At 56.2% G+C, this 18,813-nt stretch carries 7 protein-coding genes; 4 read left to right on the plus strand and 3 right to left on the minus strand.

Annotated features, from left to right (window positions below):
- The first annotated feature begins 661 nt into the window (after positions 1-661).
- The 3 genes from KGA89_RS22475 to KGA89_RS22485 are packed head-to-tail and all read left to right on the plus strand — an operon-like array spanning position 662 to position 2,771.
- On the plus strand, positions 662-1,393 hold the full coding sequence (locus KGA89_RS22475) for a MarR family transcriptional regulator (RefSeq protein WP_263292781.1): 732 nt from the start codon (positions 662-664) through the stop codon (positions 1,391-1,393).
- A complete protein-coding gene (locus KGA89_RS22480; protein ID WP_223472574.1) occupies positions 1,390-2,094 on the plus strand; it encodes a hypothetical protein in 705 nt (234 codons plus the stop codon). Before KGA89_RS22475 ends, KGA89_RS22480 begins: the two co-directional genes overlap by 4 nt.
- On the plus strand, positions 2,091-2,771 hold the full coding sequence (locus KGA89_RS22485) for a PP2C family protein-serine/threonine phosphatase (protein ID WP_223472575.1): 681 nt from the start codon (positions 2,091-2,093) through the stop codon (positions 2,769-2,771). The genes KGA89_RS22480 and KGA89_RS22485 overlap by 4 nt, the downstream gene beginning before the upstream one ends.
- A 190-nt stretch (positions 2,772-2,961) precedes the next feature.
- On the opposite strand, the gene KGA89_RS22490 is transcribed toward KGA89_RS22485, so the two are convergent.
- Genes KGA89_RS22490 through KGA89_RS22500 form a run of 3 tightly spaced genes read right to left on the minus strand, consistent with a single transcriptional unit; the run spans position 2,962 to position 16,658 of the window.
- Entirely contained in the window at positions 2,962-3,387 is a 426-nt protein-coding gene (locus KGA89_RS22490) for a hypothetical protein (RefSeq protein ID WP_223472576.1), read from the minus strand.
- Between the two features lie 16 nt (positions 3,388-3,403).
- Positions 3,404-3,817: a hypothetical protein gene (locus KGA89_RS22495; protein ID WP_223472577.1), complete on the minus strand. Its 414-nt coding sequence runs from the start codon at positions 3,815-3,817 to the stop codon at positions 3,404-3,406.
- Positions 3,818-3,833: 16 nt separating this feature from the next.
- On the minus strand, positions 3,834-16,658 hold the full coding sequence (locus KGA89_RS22500; protein ID WP_223472578.1) for a hemagglutinin repeat-containing protein: 12,825 nt from the start codon (positions 16,656-16,658) through the stop codon (positions 3,834-3,836).
- Positions 16,659-16,965: 307 nt separating this feature from the next.
- Between KGA89_RS22500 and KGA89_RS22505 the strand changes: the two genes are divergently transcribed.
- Positions 16,966-18,567: an ABC transporter substrate-binding protein gene (locus KGA89_RS22505; protein WP_223472579.1), complete on the plus strand. Its 1,602-nt coding sequence runs from the start codon at positions 16,966-16,968 to the stop codon at positions 18,565-18,567.
- The last annotated feature ends 246 nt before the right edge of the window (positions 18,568-18,813 follow it).

The following is an 18,813-nucleotide window of genomic DNA, read 5'->3' on the forward strand; positions in this document are numbered from 1 at the left end:
GTTTTGTTGAAGGGTGGGTCGGGGACTGACTTATCCATTTATTTGTACCTATTTAGTGATGAGGACCATCACTTGCCGTTTCTCACTCGGCAAAGTGGTGGCAGCTGTGTGCAGGGGTGAGAAATCCGAGAAATAGGTACTCGGCCAGACCGAGGCCTGCCCGCACACAGCCGCCATAATGCATCTACTACAGGCAGCGGATAAGCTGGCGGCAATTATGCAGGTACAGAGGCTGGATGCCTATTATTCGGGTTTCTCACGCCCGGTCGCTGAGTTGCAGCGACAAGAAAAAGGTTAGAGAGCCCACTTCCGAGCGGCAACCTTAAAAAGCTGTGGGATGTTTCGTTTCAGGACCGGTGATCCTTCCTACACAAATGAATGACTCATCACGCCTCCTGGCGCTGCACACCCCGTGGCGAGGGAGCTTGCTCCCGCTGGGCTGCGCAGCAGCCCCAAACCTGACACTTCGGAGTGCCCGATGGATAGAGTCGCTGCTATTCGGGCCGCTTCGCGCCCCCCCCCCCGCGGGCAAGCTCCCTCGCCACGGCCCATAAAAATAATCTTTGACACCACAAAAAACAGCGAGCAACACTTGTCCACGCTTTATGGAACGTGGACACCTAGAGATTAATCCGCCGTGAAAAGTCAAGATATTTTGCTCATGTACAAAATGACCAGCCTTCACGCGCAGGAGGAGGTGTCTCCAACAGGCCGCCAAACAGTGGCATGGGGCGGCTTATCCCAGATTGACTTGCTACCGGATGACTACAGCCCTGAGCCAACATTCATCACCGCCCCGCCGCCTGAAAAACCCTGGGACAACTTAGAGCTCGCCATAAAACGCATCATCGACGCAGACTCGTTCCAGTGGGAAGGCTGGGACGCCGACGATAATCTCTCCCAGAAAAGGACCGCCGCCAAATGGGAAGACCGCTACACCCTCAGAGCCCTGGCTGAATCCTTGGGCTTGAGCAAAAGCGAGATATCGAACTCGATCGCCCGGTGCCGGGAAGCTGGACTGGTAACAAACGACTATGAAACCTCCTTGCCCAAAGTGAATCGCCTGGCGCTTTTAAAGATTACCGAGCACGCGCTGAAGTACTTTTTCCCTGTCAAGCCTGGCGCCCTGGCGCGCGGAATTCCAACAGGCTTTGCATCACCGGTGCTGTCCAAACACCTTAAAAGCGCCGGGGCAAATATTCACGTCTGGCCCGACCCGCACGGTACAGAGCGTGGCCAAGCCATCGAACCGATTTACAAGACAGTGCCCGAGGCCGTGAAGAACGATCGAACCCTCTATCACTACTTAGCCTTGGTTGACTCGATACGGTTGGGCGGACCGCGCGAAACCAGCGTTGCCATTCAACTGCTTAAAAAAGGTATGGGCCTTTGAGTATTGCCTCCGATCACAATTACGAGATGCTGAATGCCGTCGCGCAGGGATTGGGCGACGAGCTTTTAAAGGAGGTCGCTTTCGTTGGCGGCTCTACCACCTGGCTTCTGTGCACTGACAACATTGTGCTGGACGATATCCGCAGCACTGACGACGTTGACCTGGTCATTGAGCTAGGTGGCATTGCTGACTGGCAAAGACTGACAGAGCGCTTGGCCGAGAAGGGTTTCAAGATTACGGCCGAGCACAGCGACGTAACGTGCCGGTTCAAGTTCAACGATGTGATCGTCGACGTGATGCCCTCCGTGAAGGAGGTGCTCGGCTATGAAAACCGCTGGTTTGTGGATGGCCTGGCGAACGCAGACACCTTCGCACTGCCCAGCGGGATTGCGATCAAAATTTTCAAACCCGCCTATTTTATCGCGACAAAGCTCGAAGCATTCAAAGGCCGCGGCAACGGATACACCTACCATCAAGATGTCGAGGATATCGTTCTCGTTGTAGACGGCCGAGAGAGTTTGCTTGAGGAGGTCAGTCAGGCAGATCAGGCACTACGAACGTATATTGCGACCGGTATCACCGGACTGCTGGCACTCGACTCGTTGGATTATTTAATAGAAAGCTTGCATTCAGTCAGCGCGAGCCCAGGCCGAGGCAAACTGATTTATCAGCGCCTGAAACAACTGGGCGATATCAAATGATTCACTCAACCAGGTCTGTCAAAGGGCGGGCAAGAGATGAGAACCGAGACAGCGTAGGAGCAAGATTCGACGGAGTACGAGGGCTTTTTGTCGTCGTAGACGGCACGTCAAGACCAGGCAGTGGCCTGCTCGCACAGGCGCTGGTCAACCAGATACTCATACTGTATTGCGAGAAAGTCGCAGCTGGCCATTCGGATAACCGCCATGAAGAAGCAGCGGTATTACTCAAAGAAGTACTCAATGACGTACACAACCGACTCTTCTCGACAGCCTTCACAGGATCCGCAAGCTATCTAGTCGGTGTAGCAGCCGCAGGACTTCTCACCATCGCTTACGAAGGCGACTGCTGCGCCGGTGTGGTTTTCTCAAACAGCCTGATCAGCTGGTTCACATCACCTCACTGCCTCGCCAACTGGAAGCGTGATCGTGACCACCGACAATTGGCAGCAGATCCAGGCCGGCATCGAATAAGCCGGTGTTTCAAAGCACGGAACAAACCAGACCCCGAGATCGTCACTCGGACGATCATCGAAGGTGAAAAACTGGTTTTTGCAACCGATGGTTTCTGGGCTGACTTGAGCGATGTGACGCAGGCTCAGCTGCTGGAAGCCGAGATGTCAGCCCCCCTCCGTGTCGATGACGACGTCTCCTGGATAGTCGTTCAAATCCCCGCTTAACAATCATCTCCGTTAGGCTGCCTTCGCGAGCAAGCTTTGCTTCCACAGACCTGAAGGGTGTACAGCCGGGAGAGACGGGCCGGCCAAAAGTGCCCCGCCGTCAGGGCGGAACCCTAAGTGGCCGTTACCGCAGAAATGGATATGTACTCGATCGGCTCAGAGCGCCTTACCTCCCGATCACAGAAGCACCTCATCCAAGCTCATTTATCCGCACAAAACACACATACACCGCGTCTACAACTGCATCATCTTCGCCCATATCGGGCGCATACAGCCCAAGCCCCAACTCACCGGCTTCAAATCCCGATGAATTAAAGTCCAGGGCTTGCCCCTGCTCCACCAGGAACTGCTGAACTTCGAATACAGGAGCACCGACCAAGCGCTGTCCACGCCAACGGAGATCACTCCATTCCAAAAACTCCATGCCAATGACGGTGTACTGCTCATCAAAATAAACGTGAACCCCTAGATCATCGTAGGCGTCAGTTGGAACTGTAGACTCTGGAGCTTTGTAAAATTCCTCGAACCCGTCTCCCAATACCGCTCTCGATTGGTCACGGTGCACGCCAGTGTGCATTGATCCAACATCACCAAAACCCACCAACTCGAAACTCATTCTGCTCGCCCTCCGCCTACGGCAATTTCACTATAACGACCTCATCAGAACCTTTGGGCAGTTCCAGAAGGTACTTCCATTTTTCTAAGATCTTGCGCCACTCTTGCAAGGTAAACCTGCTTTCTGGCTGACCGGTCCATTCTTCGTTGACCAAAATATCAACCTGTACACCTGAGGCGTCCATGTTTAATAGGACATCATTTCCCCCTATACTTGTCGGCTCCTGCGAATCCTCTTCAACCGAAGCGAGATAGGCCAGTAACTGGTCACAACGTTTCGGGGTTTGGGCGATAGCACCAAGGACACTACAGATATAAAGCTCATAGCGCTCCATATTTTCCTGTCCTGGAATAACTTCGGCTACCGGATGAAATACATCTCCAGCTACCGGATGGAATCCCATTGCCGCATGATAAAACTTCAATTCCACGTTACGTCCCTCACATTTAAGGCTTGTACACAGGATAGACTGTTGTTCTGGGTGAAATATACCCTTGAACCGATACTCCCGACGGCGTTACAGATCGCCACATTGTACCCGTAACTACTTTACGAGGACTGTTCCACGCGGCGTCCACTTCATGAACCAGCCTTTCCTTATCCCAAGCAGCAGGAAACATAGTATTCATCTCATTATTAGCGGGCTTCACAATCCACTGTCCTGGATTTCTTAGGTCAGGTACTTCGACGGTAGCCTCGTAGACGCCGTAGGGATCAGGTGCCGTTTGAGTCCCCGGCACTATCCTCACGTCACCATTCAACAAAGTATGACCGCCGGTAGGTGTGCCGTTCGTTTTATAGTCCGCTCCAATAATATGGTCGTAATCCACTGGACTGCTATACATATTCCCGGGTGACAAGTCCCCATCCACCGCAGGCGAAGTGGTGCTCCAGCCACCGTTACTCTCGATCGTACTCCCCCCGGTACTATTAGGCCCTGAAGGCAGTACGATGGACCCACCCGCGCTAACAGGATGAAGCGAGTCGTTATTTTCTGCCGGAAAATCCAGTAAACCATATTTAGGATCAAGCAAATGGACCGGAAAAGTAGTTTTAAAAATAAACAACCACAACTCTGCCGACAAGCTCAACTGTTGTTGCCCGGTGTAACCTGCCTCATCTAGAGATGATATGACTGAATTCGCCGCCACCCGCATGTTTTCTTGGTTTTGTGGCGAGCTTTCAGTTGACACCAACGCCGCCCCTAAAGCAGCAACGGCACCGCCGGCCAGCAGGGGTATTGGTACGAAACTCGATACTTCAGGATGAGGGTTCTGTAACCGCTGAAGCAACACCAACATCCCGTACGCCTGATCGGGATTTTGACCTGCAATATCGGCTATCTTTTTAGCAAGGGCCTGCACCTCAGCCGTTTCAGCACCTTTAGTAATGCCGCGTAATGCATCGCCCGCGGCTGCTTCCCTACGCTCGGCATCACGACTGCCTAACTGCCGTTTAAAGGCTCGGACGACAGTGACTTTGTTTGCATCGTCAAAACTATTGCCCACCGCAATATTCGCCGCACCGAAAAGCAGGTCCGTTAAAACATTTAACGACTCAAGACTGTTTTCGCCGTAGTTTTCAACGCTTTTTTCCCATCTATCGAGGGTCTTTTTCGGATTGAGTACAGCGTCGACAGAAGTACTGGACGCATACAGTTCCGTCCGATGCTCCTCATCCCGAGTCACCTCGTACGCCTTGCTCACATCTCGATTGAGCCCCGCTGTGGAGTTGGCACCCGTGACCTTGTCGTCACGCACCACAATTTCGCCTTCTCCCACCGTGGCTCGAAGAATCTGTTCGCGGTCCTTGTTGTAGTTGTAACCCTCCACCGACCAGCTGTTCTTTTCCTTACCCTCCATACCTTTGTTGGGCTTATCGGCTTGCGAGCCGCTGCCCATGTTGTAGCTACCGCCGACATTAAGGTAATAGCCATGCTCATTGTCTTTACCGGTGATATCGCGAGAGGCCAGGGTACCGGTATCGAGTTTCAGATTGCCGTTGTCCGCCGCCAATACCGCCCCGTCCAGTTGGGTGTGGTTCTCTGTGCGAATATCGACTTTGTTCGCGCCGCTGATGACGGTCTGGTTCTCGACCCAATTGGTTTTGCCGTTGGTCTGGCCGTAGCCCACCGAGCCGCTGACGGTGACGCCATAACTCACCGCCACCGTGAGGCTGGCGTCGAACTCTTTACCCTCGGCTTTGCCCGTATTCGGTACGGAAGTTACGGTGAGGTTGCGACCGACATCGCCGATGACTTCATCTCCACGCAGGGTGGCACCGGCGACGGTGGTGTCGCGAGCACTTTCGAAGTTCAGTTGGTTACCGGCGTAGAGGTACGCCTCCTGTTGCTGGACTCCTTCGCGCTCAAGGTTACCCAGGCCGATGTTGGCGCTGCCATAAACACCGATACCGTCTTGCCCGAGGATGAGGCCGCCTTCGGCCCCCCAGCTGCGTCGATTGCTATCACTGCTAGAGGCATTCTGTGCAGACAAAATTTTCAGGTCGTTGCCTGCCTTGAGCTTGATATCCCGCTCGGCAGTCGCCTCGGTACCAATCAAGGTCAGGTCATTTTTGGCGTCCAGGTTGATATCACCGCCGGCATTGAGCCGCGTCGCGGTGGACGTGCCCTGCATCGACTCATCTTCGCCGCCGGCGGCGCTCAAACCTACACCCAGTTTGAAGCCACCGGTGGTTCCGCCCTTCACACCGCCTTTGCTTTGGGTTTGATGACTATCTGTACTTTGCGCACCGTGAGCCACGTCGAGTGTGATATTGCGCCCACTCACGTTGATATCACGCCCGGCGTCGAGCCGGCCGCCACTTGCGCTCACATCATTACTAGCCTCAAGGCTGATGTCGTTGCCTGCAGAAAGACTGGAAGAACGATTGCTCACCGATGTTTGGGTCTGGCTCTGGCTGGTACTTGAACCGCCGATGTGTCCATCGAATTTAGGACCGCTGAAGAATTGATCGAGGGCATCAACGGTTTTCAAAACGCTCGATGTTTTACTGACGCCATCTTCGCCTTTACCCGTTCCGCCCAGGGCATCTATCGTATTTCCTATGTTATAGGCGACAGTAGTCGTGGTGCCGTTACGCTTTACACTTTCAGTGGTGGTAACTTGATTGCGCTCGTTGACGGCAAGGATGTTGATGTCGCGTGCCGCTTTCAACTTGATGTCATTGTCAGCCTGGAGGTCGGACCCCAGTTGATTGATATCGCGTTTGGCGTCAATCCGTACATCATGCCCTGCTTCGACAAGGCTACCTGCCGCCGTATTGCCGTCGGTATCACGGCCTTTCTTGATCGTTTCATTGCCGACAAACGTGGTGTAACCGTTGTTGTCGACGTCCTGCTTGATGCCGTAGCTTTTATCAGTTTTCCATTCATTGCTTCTGCGCTGATTGGTACCTGCGAGTATGTTCACGTCCCGTCCGGCATCAAGCGTCGCATTTCGGTCGGCGCTGACGCCGCTGCCAACGATATTGATGTCTCGGGCCGCGTCCAGTACGGCATCGTTCCCTGCGTTGATCTGACTCCCCACGCTGGTGCTGCTGACAACTTCTCGGCCTTTTTTCTGCGATGAGCTCAGGGTGATATCCGCCCCCGCCCCCGGCGTACCAGCGAACAGACCGACCGTGTCCTTGAGGGACAGGCCAACCTTCTTCTTGTATTCCTCGGTTCGGCTATAAGCCTTGTCATCTGCTGCTGTGAGATCGATATCGCCTGTTTTATCAATCAGACCGGCGTGCAGCTCAGCATTGTTTTTCGCCTTGATTTCACTGGCTTGCATTGCGATGTCATGACCGGCAACGAGGACTACATCGTTAGCAGCGCTCAGCTCGCTGCCCACTTGAGTCACATTGGTCTGCAGTTGGCTTTTACCGCTTTTGGACAGGCCAAACAAACCAGTCTTTGTCTTTTTGCTGTATGCCCCGTTTTCTTCAGTAGCGGAGAGCACCGCCACGTCATTGGTGGCGCCGACGATCAAGTCACTCCCAGCCTTCAATTCGCTGCCCATGACCGTGACATTTCGCCCACCATTCAGACTGACGTTGCCGTCTCCGTCCATAGCTGTATTGACGGTGAGATCTCTTCCTGCCTCGATGACAGACGCCACATTAGTACTGCTGTAACTTTGCCTCTCAGTCGTCTTGCTACGTCCGAACGAACCCTTCTTCTTCTTGTAGTAATAAGAGGAAGCCTCGTCTTGCGCGGATGCGATGACCACGTCTTGATCGGCATTCAGGCTGACATCATCCGTGGCCTTGATCCGGCTAGCGATGATGCCGAGGTCGTTACCCGCATTCAGTGCGATGTCGCGGCCTGCATTTAATACCGACGACTGCTGGGTGACGCTATGCGTTTCATTCGCCCGTCTTTTGCTGCGCGAGACGTAATCGCTTTCGTTGGCGGCCGAGGTGATGACAATGTCATTACCGGAATCGACGATGAGATCACGCTTGGCATCCAATCGACTGGCGACAACCGCGACATCACGGTCGGCACTGATCGACAGGTCCCGTCCGGAAGTCACTTCGGCTGCATGTTGGGTAATGGTCTGGTTGAGGAAATTGCTGCCGCGCGAATCCGTGCGACGATCCTGGACCGAGGTGATATTCACATCCTGGCCTGCGATGAGCTTCAGGTCTCCCTCGCTTCGCAATACCCCACCAATATTATTGACGTTGCGCCCCGCATCGATCTTGAGATCGTTGGCCGCTTCAATCCGTGCAGCGCTGTTCAATACATCCCGATGCAGCAGCGTCCCGCCGTAGTTGGTATCAAAACCGTAGACGTCCCGCTGATTGATCACATCGCCCTTGGTGGCGGTCAAGCTGACATCACGGCCGGAAATAATACCTCCGCCACTGTTGATGATGTTGTTACCAGCCTTGAGCGTCAGACGCTCGCCGGCCTCGATCAAACCGCTATTGGTGAGGTTGTTGCCCGCTTCGGCCGATAGATTGTTCGAAGCTCGTAGCGTGCCGGCGTTGTTTAGATCCGCACCGGCAATCAGGGTTACATCACCGCCCTGGACCAACGCACCGTTGGGTGCCAGGCGATTGTTGGCCTGGGCCATGTACAGCACCGGCACCAGCACTTTCTCTCCATTCACCTCATGCTCTTCGAGCCAGACGATGTCATGCGTCAAGGCCGCCACTTGCTGGGAGGTCAAGGTCACACCCAAGGACAGGTTGAGCTGCTCCTTGCTGGCCACAGCGTTGTTCATCAGATATTTGAACATCGCTTCGTCAGAGGTCTGGCCATCAATCCAGCGCTGGCCGGTGCGGGCGACTACCGCTTGTTGCACCAACCGCTGTTCGAACAGGCCATCGCCAAGACGCTTGGCGCTGGTGTCCGGGTCGTAACCCAGTTTGTCCAGCAGGTAGTCCGAACTCATGAACTGCTTGAGGTCGGTTAGCGCCGGGTTGGTTTCGATCAGGTATTTTTGCGGGTTGGAGCGCACGCTGGTGTCGGGTAGCCCCTGGACGCGCGGTACGTCGAACGCGCCCTTGTCACGATTGGGCAACAGCACACCCACCGGGCCATCGCCAGCGCTTGCGTTGACATTGATCAGGGCTGCCTTGTCGTCAAGGTTCAACGACGGACGAGCGGCCAGGATCAGGTCGCGCTTGTTTATTGCAACTGGATTGTTCTGATCGAACTGCAGCGCAGTGGCGGGTCTTGCAGGGTATCCGACAGAGCGCTCCGCGGTCGCGCCGGTAACCGAGCCAATGGTTCGGTCTTCGCCTGGCACATTCGTCTGCTCGCTTGCGCCCTTCCCGTTGAGGCGGAACAACCCGTTATTTCCTACCGGCAGGGTGAAGCCTGGCAGCGCCAGCGGGTTGACTTGCTGTTGGGCCAAGTCCGGTGGCAATTGCGGGTTCAAGAACACTATGGTCGGTTTGACGGCGCTCTTGACGCCTGTATCAGCCGAGGCCTTGGCCGTGCCATCAAAGTTGGTGTAGGGGTTGAGGTTACCGTTGTTGATGGTGGTTTTAGCGTTGATTTCTACAGCCTGTCCAGCCTGCACGATGGACGAAGCGCTGCCGCCGCCGTTGGTGAAGATCCTGCTGTCGTCTTTAAGTTGGCCAGCCAATATGGATGCAGGCACGGCAACCTCAGGCCCAACTCCAAATTTTGTATTTACCGTTGTAGTCAGTTGCTTATCTAAATCGATATATTCCCAATGAGTCCCCCCTTTGTCGGGCTCATGCACGCTTTTCCCGTAGCGATAAACATACTTCGAGTTCCTCAGCGCATAGTCATAAAGCTGATTATCGTAACCATCCACCAAACTGGAAGGTAAGTATGACAACTTATATGTACGCGAGCGCGTAAAGCTCCCCGACTGCAACCCTTTATTATCGAAAGAGTCCACATCTAGTTTTATATTTTTCCCAGCGGATATCGTCGAAGCAATGTTGGAGAATACTCCCACATCAGCATTCATGCTTCCACCCACAGAAATCGATGCTTGCGCACCGCTAATAGTGGATTGCGAGTCAAAACTTTCCTTCACATAGAAAGTATTATTTCGCCAGTCAAAGGTTATGTCGCCCGACACAAACTTCTCCTCGCCAACAATCCCCTCCGTACGATTATTAAAACTATTCGCCGACAACGAAAAATCACCATCAACATTGATAGAGGCGGCGAGGTTGTTGACGTTATTGGCACGACCACCATCCCTTCCAGCGATCGTCAGAGTGCCAATGCTGTAAATATCGCCCGTCTGGTTGGTGAGGTCGTTGGCGAAGAGATTCATGTTGCCACGACTGAAGATCAGCCCAGTGTTATTGACCAGGCTGGCCGTCTTGATCGTGAGTTCCTGGGCGGCGCCGAGCGTACCGCTGTTGCTCACTGCTCCGGCGTTGAGTATCAAGTCACCATTGGACATCAGGCGACCACCGACGTTATTCAGCAAACCGTCTACGTTGATAGTGCCGAGCCCACCTGAGCCGATGCTCGAGACACTCGTCAAACCGAGCTGCGCTGCCTTAAACGTCAAATTACCCAGGCTGCTCACGCGACCGTTGCCGCTGTACCCGCCAGTCAACTGGATACCCAGGCCACCATCGCTGGCAATCAACCCGTCGTTGATCCAGGTTCCCCCTTTGCCCACGAGCTGGTTCGCGGCTAACAATTGTCCGCTGGCAGTCTGGGTGAAGTTGTTGACATTGACCGTCAGGCGTCCGGCCTGGATCACGCTGCTGTTGGTCCAACTGCTTGCGTTCAGCGTCAATCCACCCCGGGTCAATAACGAACCACCGGCGTTCATGACGTTGGCTGTGGAAATGCCGAACTCACCCAGGCCAACGTGTGTGACGGTCCCTCCAGCGTTGAGCAAGCCCGGTGCTGCGAGGGTAAGGTCCGTATTGGCGGATTCCAGCAGACCGTTACGGTTATCGAACAAACTACCGATCTGAAAATCGGTCTTGCCGCCGTTACCCAACGCCCGCAACTTCCCGCCCTGGTTATCGAGATTGGAGGCTCGCACTGCCAGGGTGGTGGCGCTTTCTACCAGGCCGCCATTGTTGGTAAGGCTGCCATTGACGCCAAGTTCGATGTTGCTGCCGCTGATTTGACCGGCGTTATTGTTCAGCGACCCGGCCGCGACATTCACCCGCCCCTTGGCGTAGATTCCACCGCCGCCATTGTCCAATGCATTAGCGCCAGCATCGAGCAGGATGTCGCCAGTGTTGGCCGCGATACGGCCGACATCACTGTAAATGCCGCCCAACGCTCGCAGGTCAAGGCGGCTGCCTTCGAGCTTGCCGCCCTGGTCGTTGCGTAGCACTCCGGTCAGGCGAGTTTGTAACAGCCCCTTCAAACTGGACAGCACGCCGCTCCGACTGTCGAGGCTGGCGGCAGTAAGGTTCAAATCGCCGGCCTGGGCGATGATTTTGCCGCCCTGGTTGTCGATGGCGCCGTTACCCGCGTTCACGCTCAGGGCGCTGTAACTCTGCACCGCGCCTTTGGCATTATTCAGTCCGGCAGCGGTAAGGGTCACGTCAGCGTCACGACTGGAAATCAGGCCATCGGCATCGTTATGAGCAATGCCGCCAACGGTGAGATTCAACTGGGCGATGGCCGAAATTGTCCCGCTTTTGCTGTTGTTCAAGTCGCCAGAAGTCAGCAGGCTCAATAGGGACTGACTGATCAACTGGCCGCCCTGGTTATCGACGCCACTGGAGCGCTTGATGACCAGTGGGCCGGTACTGCCAAGTGCGCCATTGACGTTCGTCAGGGCACCAAGCAAGTCGAGGGTGACGCTGTCTGCGCCCACCAGGCTGCCGCTGGTGTTATTCAGTTGAGAACCCGTGAAGGCCAACGCTTTGCTGGCGGTGACACGGCCAGATGTATTATCCAAACCGGCAGCACGGATATTCAGGGAGTCACCGCTTTCGATCAGGCCGCCCAAGGTGTTGGTAAGGGCTCCACCGGAGAAAGTCAGCGTCTGCTTGCCGCCGCTGGTCACGATACCGCTGCTGTTGTCGAGGCTGGCCGCCGTGATGCTCAGCTCGCCCTTACCGGCCAGACCGCCTTTGCTGCGGTTGATCAACGCACCGCTGAGGTCAATGGTCAGGTTACCGAGCAAACTGGAAACCGTACCTTCCTGACTGTTATCGAGCGAGCCGCCGCCGACCGTCAGCCCATTCCAGCCGGACACCAAGCCGCCCTGGTTTTTCATTTCGACGGCGGCGAGGCTCAATCGATCATTACTGATCAGGTTACCACCGCGGTTATCCAGACGATTACCGGTCAGGCTGTAGCTGTTAACGCTGGAGATTTCGCCCATCTGGTTATTGAGGTCACGTAGGTGAGCGATGCTCAACACACCTTTGGTGTTGATCAAACCATTGCGATTATCCAGATCTCCCGTTGCCGGCCCCAGATCAATGTCGATGCCCGAGCCGCCCAACAGCGTGCCGCCGACGTTGCTCATACCGATGCTGTCGAGATTCAGTTGTTGCTCAGCCTTGATCGTGCCTTTGTCGTTAGTTAGCAATCCATCAACGGTCACGCCAAGACCGCTGTCACTGAGCAATACACCGCCACCGCTGTTATCCAGGCTGGCTGCGCGGATTTGCAGCGCGGCAGCCGCGATCTTGCCTTTCACCGACGTCAGTGCGTTGTCGATGGTCAGGGTGATCTTTTGATTGCTGAGCAACTGTCCGCCGCTGTTGTCCAGAGATTTGGCGACCAGATCAAAAGCCAGGTCGCTGGAAATCTCACCGTCGCGGTTGTTTACCTCGCCAAGATTTTTCAGCAACAACTGGCCCGGCGCACCGACGAAGCCGCCCTCGTTATTTAGCCCGCCACCGTTCAAGTCGACGCTCAGGTTGCCCTTACTGAACAACTGGCCGCCCTGCTGATCCAGACCTTGGATAGTTGCCACCAACGAATTGGCCGCGCCTAAGCTACCAGCGGCATTAGTCACCTGACCGGCGCTTATTTCCAGCAGGTCGCCGGAATAGACACTGCCCTGGCTATTGTTCAGCGCTCTGGTGGTGATGTTCAGTTTGCCCTTGCTGCTCAGGACGCCTTTCTGCTGGTTGTCCAGCGCACTGCTGTTGATCGTGAGGGTTGTGTCGGTCAGCAGTTGACCGGCACGGTTACTGACTGCATCACGGGTTTCGATAGCCAAGGCCTTGGCGCTGGAGGCCGTGCCGCCGTTGTTGCTAAGGCTTTGGGCGTCAATTGTTAGCAAGCCTTCGCTGAAGAGGCCGCCTTGATCGTTATTCAGATCCGAGGAAAGATTGATCGCGAGGTCACGCTGGGTGATCAGCCGACCGCTGTTTTCCAGCGTTTCGCCCGTCAGCGTCAGTCCCGTGTCGCCGGACACGAGTCCCTTGTTGCGGTTGATGATCTGCCCCACTGTCAACGCCAGGTTTCCGCCTGCCAGGATGTAGCCGCTGTCGCTGTTATCCAGCCAGGCACCTGCCAGCGTCACGTCCGTCTTGCTCGACAGTTCGCCAGTGCGGTTATCTAGACGATCGACGGTCAGTGCCAGTGCTTTTGTCGCACCTACCAAGCCCTCTTGGCGGTTATCCAACTCAGCCGCTTTGATCGTGAGACCGTCATCAGCGATGACCACCCCTGCCTGATTGTCAAAAAAACCTGCGATAGTGAGATCGATATCCCCACGACTACGGATTTCGCCATTGGCGTTGTTCAGACTGGCACTACGGCTGTCGAGGCCGGCGGAGGCTATCAGTCCTTTTATGTTGCTGAGCGCCTGGTCGATGACGAAGGTCAGCTTTTCGTTGCTCAGCAATTTGCCGCCATCGTTGCTCAGGCTTTGCGCGTTGATGCTCCACGCTTTTGCGCCGGAAATTTCACCGCCGCTGTTGTTCACCTCAGTGAGGTTTTTCAGAAGCAATTGACCCGGTGTATGCAGATTGCCGCGCTGGTTGTTCAGCAGACCGTGATTGACGTCCAGGGTCAGGTCGCTGTTGCTGAACAGCTCTCCGCCGTCCTGCTCCAGCGAGGTGACGGACACTTGAAGCTGTTGTTGGCTACCGATCTTCCCACCGGAGTTGTCGAGATGCGCCGCCGTTAGCAACAACGTGCCGTCGGTGGCGAGACTGCCGCCCTGACGGTTCTTCAATTCACCGGTGGTCAGTGTTGAATTGGCTTTCGCGCTGATAAGGCCTTGGTCACTGTTGTCGAGGCTGGCACTGTTGAACGCCAGGCCTTTTTGCGATGCGATCAGGCCGCCCTGGTTGAGCGCCTCGCCGGCAGATGTGAGTGCCATCGCTTCAAGGCTCGAAAGCTTGCCCAGGCGGTTGTCGAGGCGACCGACGTTCAAGGTCGTTTGACCCTCGCTGCTGACCAGACCCCGCTGATTATCGAAGGTCTCATCGAAGGTCAGGGCCACGCTGCCCTGGGTGACAATTCGTCCATCAATGTTGCTCAGTCCGATGCCGCTGAGCGTGCTTGCACCTTTGCTGAAGATCAGACCATTGGTGGCGTTGATGACCTGCTCGACCTTCAGGCCCAGCGTGGTATCGGACAACACCTTGCCGCCCTCACTGTTGTCCATGCGAGCGCCCTGGATGTGCAGATCTAGTTGGCTGGACAGCGAGCCACCGCGATTGTCGATTTGATCGACGTTCATTGTCAGCGTCTTGAGTGATCCAACCAAGCCATCCTGGCGGTTGTCCAGACGCTTACCGGTCAGGAGCAAATTACCCTCGGCTACCAGCTCGCCGCCCTTTTGGCTCAAGGTGTCGACGGTCGCTTCGATATCGCCCTTGCCGGAAATCCGCCCGGCATCGTTGGCCACTTCTTTGGCCTTCAGGTTCATCACCCCTGTTGCAGTGAGCAGCCCCCCATCACTGTTATCCAACGAGTTGCCTTCAAACGCCAACGCGGCCTTGCTTTCGACACGGCCCTTGGCTCGGTTGTCCAGTTCATCGATCAACAGTTTCGCGGCCTGATCGGCGCGAATGAGTCCTCCACGGTTATCGACACTGGCGCTGTTGATGGCCAAGGTATTGAGGCTGGAGATTTTGCCGGTGCGGTTATCCAAGCGAGTGGCTTGCACATCCATCGCACCATTGGCCTGGATCAGGCCTTTCTGATTGTTGAGCTGAGCGCCGACACGGGTGGTCAGCGTTCCCTCACTGGTCAGCTGACCCTGCTGACTGTTGTCGAGCTGCTGCGCCCGAACGGCCAGAGCCTGTTTTGCGCCGATCTTGCCGTTGCTGTTATTGATCGTGCCGAGCGCGGTGAGATCCAGGAGACGCCCAGCCGTCATCAAGCCTGAGACGTTATCCAGCGACGTGACCGTCAGTACGGTATTGGTTTGGCCGGAGAGTTCGCCGTTCCTGTTAATGAGCTGCCCGACGTTACCACCGATATTACCGCTGCTGATGACACCGCTATTGTTCAGGACCTGACCGGCGTTGAGGTTCAAGGTGTTGTTGCTCAGAACGCGTCCGGTATTGCGGTTATCCAACGTTCCGACGTTGATTACGGCGGCTGATCCGTTGAGCGTCCCGCCTTGGTTGCTCAAAGTCTGTGCGACGTTGACCGTCAGATTCCGACTCGCGATCACGCTCTTGCCGTTGTTATTGAGCGTCTGCGCCGTGAGGCTCATATCGCCCGTGGCATTGCGCGTAGTGTCAGCATTGACCCCCGCTTCAATAATCCCGTTATTGCTCAGTTGCCCACCCGCGTTCAGCGTGATGCCATCCCGCGCCGCGAGGGTTTGTTGGTTAGTCAGATTGCCCTGGGTCTGGGCGTTCAGGGTCGTGCCGGCATAGACCGCTCCCCGCGCATCGAGGCTCGCGGCTTTGACATTGACCGCGCCCGTGGCCGAGGTATCGACCATGCTCAAATGACCACTGGCATCGAGCTGGATATCCCCCCCGCTGGCAATCAACTTGCCGTCCAGCTTCACGCCAACGCCGGCCTCGGTGCCCACCAACTTGATGGCACCTGCGTACATACCGCCCAAGGCCGAGGAATCGATAGCCAGTTCTGGTTTCGCACTACCGTCGTCCGCACGGGCGGCGGCGTCGAGGGTGTTGGCGTTGACGTCATTGCGCCCGGCCACGATGGTCAGGTTCTTGGCCTGGATCTCGGCGTTGATCTTGGCGCTGCGGGTGATGATTTCGAAGTGATCGACGTTGTTCGCGTTGAGGCCTGCGCCTTCAATCGCGACGCTGCCCTGGTCCACCTGATAGCGGCCCACCTGGCCGTTTTCGATGATCGGCTTGCCCGTGGTCAGGGTCGCCTTTGGGGTATTGATAAACCCACAGCCATTACAGGTGATGCCGTAGGGATTGGCGACGATGACGTGGGCCGACTGCCCCGCCACTTCGGTGTAGCCGCGCAACTGGCTGGGGTTGCCGCCGTTGACTTCGTTGAGGATGGTGGTGGCGGCTGAACCCTGGAGGTTCGGGTTACCGAGGATGATTCCGCCCAGTTGCGTGGACTGGGTGCGGGCGGTGGCGTTGTTGAGGATCACGCCGTTGCTGCCGACGTTGTAATCCTGGAATTGGTTGTGGGACAGGCCGCTGCCGTTAGGTCGGGCGATGTTGACGATGGGTACGCCATTGCCCGCCCGGTCCAGGCCGGTGCCCGGTGCGCTGACCACAATGCCTTCGGCCTGGGCCCACATGGGCTGCCAGAACATGACGTTGGCCAGCAGGAACGCCAGGCCGCGCTTGGGCATGCCGAGAAACCGCTCGCGGTTTTTCAGGGCAGCAGAAGGTTGGCGGGCCAGGAAGGCGAGTTGGCGGTCGTCCATGATCAGGTCTCGTTGCAGCGTAATTTAAGAGGCCGTCGCTAAAAAGGCATCCATGCGGCAGTCGGTCGGCAGTAAGCCAGGCACGACTTCACTCCAGGGCGGGTAAAGCTTGAACCCTTCCCCAATAAAGGAGGTGATATCACATTAGTGGCGCGATATTAGATAGCCATTATTCAGGCGTCAATAAAATGCTTGCGAAAAAAGAGGTATATCCAAACCCAGGGGTCCTCCTGACTTTTGGATATTTCCCGCGCCCGCCCTTCAACCGCTACTCTTCAAAAAAAGCCGTTACCGCCCAAGGGATTTCATGGACAGAACCACCTTCAAGCCCCTCCTGCTCACCCTGGCCCTGATCAGCAGCGCCCCAATGGCCCAGGCCGCCACCACCCTGGTCTACTGCTCCGAAGCCAGCCCCGCCGGGTTCGACCCCAGCCAATACACCAGCGGCACCGACTTCGATGCCTCGGCCGAAACCGTGTTCAACCGCCTCACCCAATTCAAGCGCGGCGGCACCGAGGTCGAACCCGGACTAGCCACCAGTTGGGACGTGTCGCCCGATGGCCTGGCCTACACCTTCCACCTGCGCGACGGGGTGAAATTCCACACCACCGACTATTTCACCCCCACCCGCGAGTTCAACGCCGAGGACGTGCTGTTCACCTTCCAACGCCTGCTCGACCCACAACACCCATTTCGCCAGGCCTACCCCACCGAGTCGCCGTACTTCACCGACATGGGCCTGAACACCACGATCAAAAGCGTTGAAAAAGTCGACGAACACACCGTGCGCTTCAACCTGAACAACGTCGATGCCGCCTTCGTGCAAAACCTGGCAATGAGTTTTGCCTCCGTGCAGTCCGCCGAATACGCGGCGCAGTTGTTGAAGCAAGGCAAGGCCGGCGACCTCAACCAGAAGCCCGTCGGCACCGGGCCGTTCGTGTTCAAGCGCTACCAGAAGGACTCGCAGATCCGCTACGCCGCCAACACCGCGTACTGGAAACCCGAGGACGTGAAGCTCGACAACCTGATTTTCTCCATCACCCCGGACGCCGCCGTGCGCCTGCAAAAACTCAAGCGCGGTGAATGCCAGGTCAGTGGATACCCACGCCCGGCCGACATCGAGGTGATCGAGCAAGACCCCAACCTGCAAGTACTCAAGCAGCCCGGTTTCAACCTGGGCTTTTTGGCCTACAACGTCACGCACCCGCCGCTGGATCAGCTCAAGGTCCGCCAGGCGCTGGACATGGCCATCGACAAGCCAGCGATCATCAAGGCCGTGTACCAGAGCGCCGGGCAACTGGCGCAGAACGCCTTGCCGCCGGCCCAGTGGTCGTTCGACCCGAGCATCCAGGACGCGCCTCATGACGTGACCAAGGCCAAGGCGCTACTCAAGGAGGCCGGAGTTGCGCCCGGTACAACCATCAATTTATGGGCGATGACAGTGCAGCGTGCCTCCAACCCCAATGCGCGAATGTCTGCGCAGATGGTCCAGCAGGATTGGGCCAAGATCGGGATCAAGGCCAACATCGTCAGCTATGAATGGGGCGAGTACATCAAGCGTGCAAAAAATGGCGAACATGATGCAATGATCTACGGCTGGACCGGCGACAACGGCGACCCCGACAACTGGCTGGGGGTGCTGTACAGCTGCGCGGCGGTCAAGGGCAGCAACTACGCCAAGTGGTGCGACCCGGCGTATGACCGCTTGATCCAGCAGGCCAAAGTCTCGACAGACCGCCAGAAACGGATCGATTTGTACCAGCAAGCGCAGAAAATCCTCAAGCAACAGGTGCCGATCACCCCGATCGCCAACTCCACGGTGTTCCAGCCGATAAACAGGCAAGTGGTGGATTTCAAACTCAGCCCATTCGGCCTCACACCCTTCTACGGCGTGGGTTTGAAGAGGTAACACCTGCCCATTTCCAGTGCGTCGCGGCTGCGCAACGCACCGGGAAAGGGCGCGATTTGCCCCGAAAAAACACGCGCAAACGATCAAATGCGTCGGAAGTTACACAGATGCGACATTAAGGTACGTTCGTGCCACTGTTTCGGACTTGTGACCGCTCTGGATCTTGCATTGGGTATGGGGCCTGCATAAGTATCCGCAGGACGACTCACGAGGTCGCCCTCAAATCCAAAAATGACAACAAATCAT

The organism is Pseudomonas sp. A-RE-22, from assembly GCF_019956035.1.
In the GTDB taxonomy this organism is placed as follows: Bacteria; Pseudomonadota; Gammaproteobacteria; order Pseudomonadales; family Pseudomonadaceae; genus Aquipseudomonas; species Aquipseudomonas brassicacearum.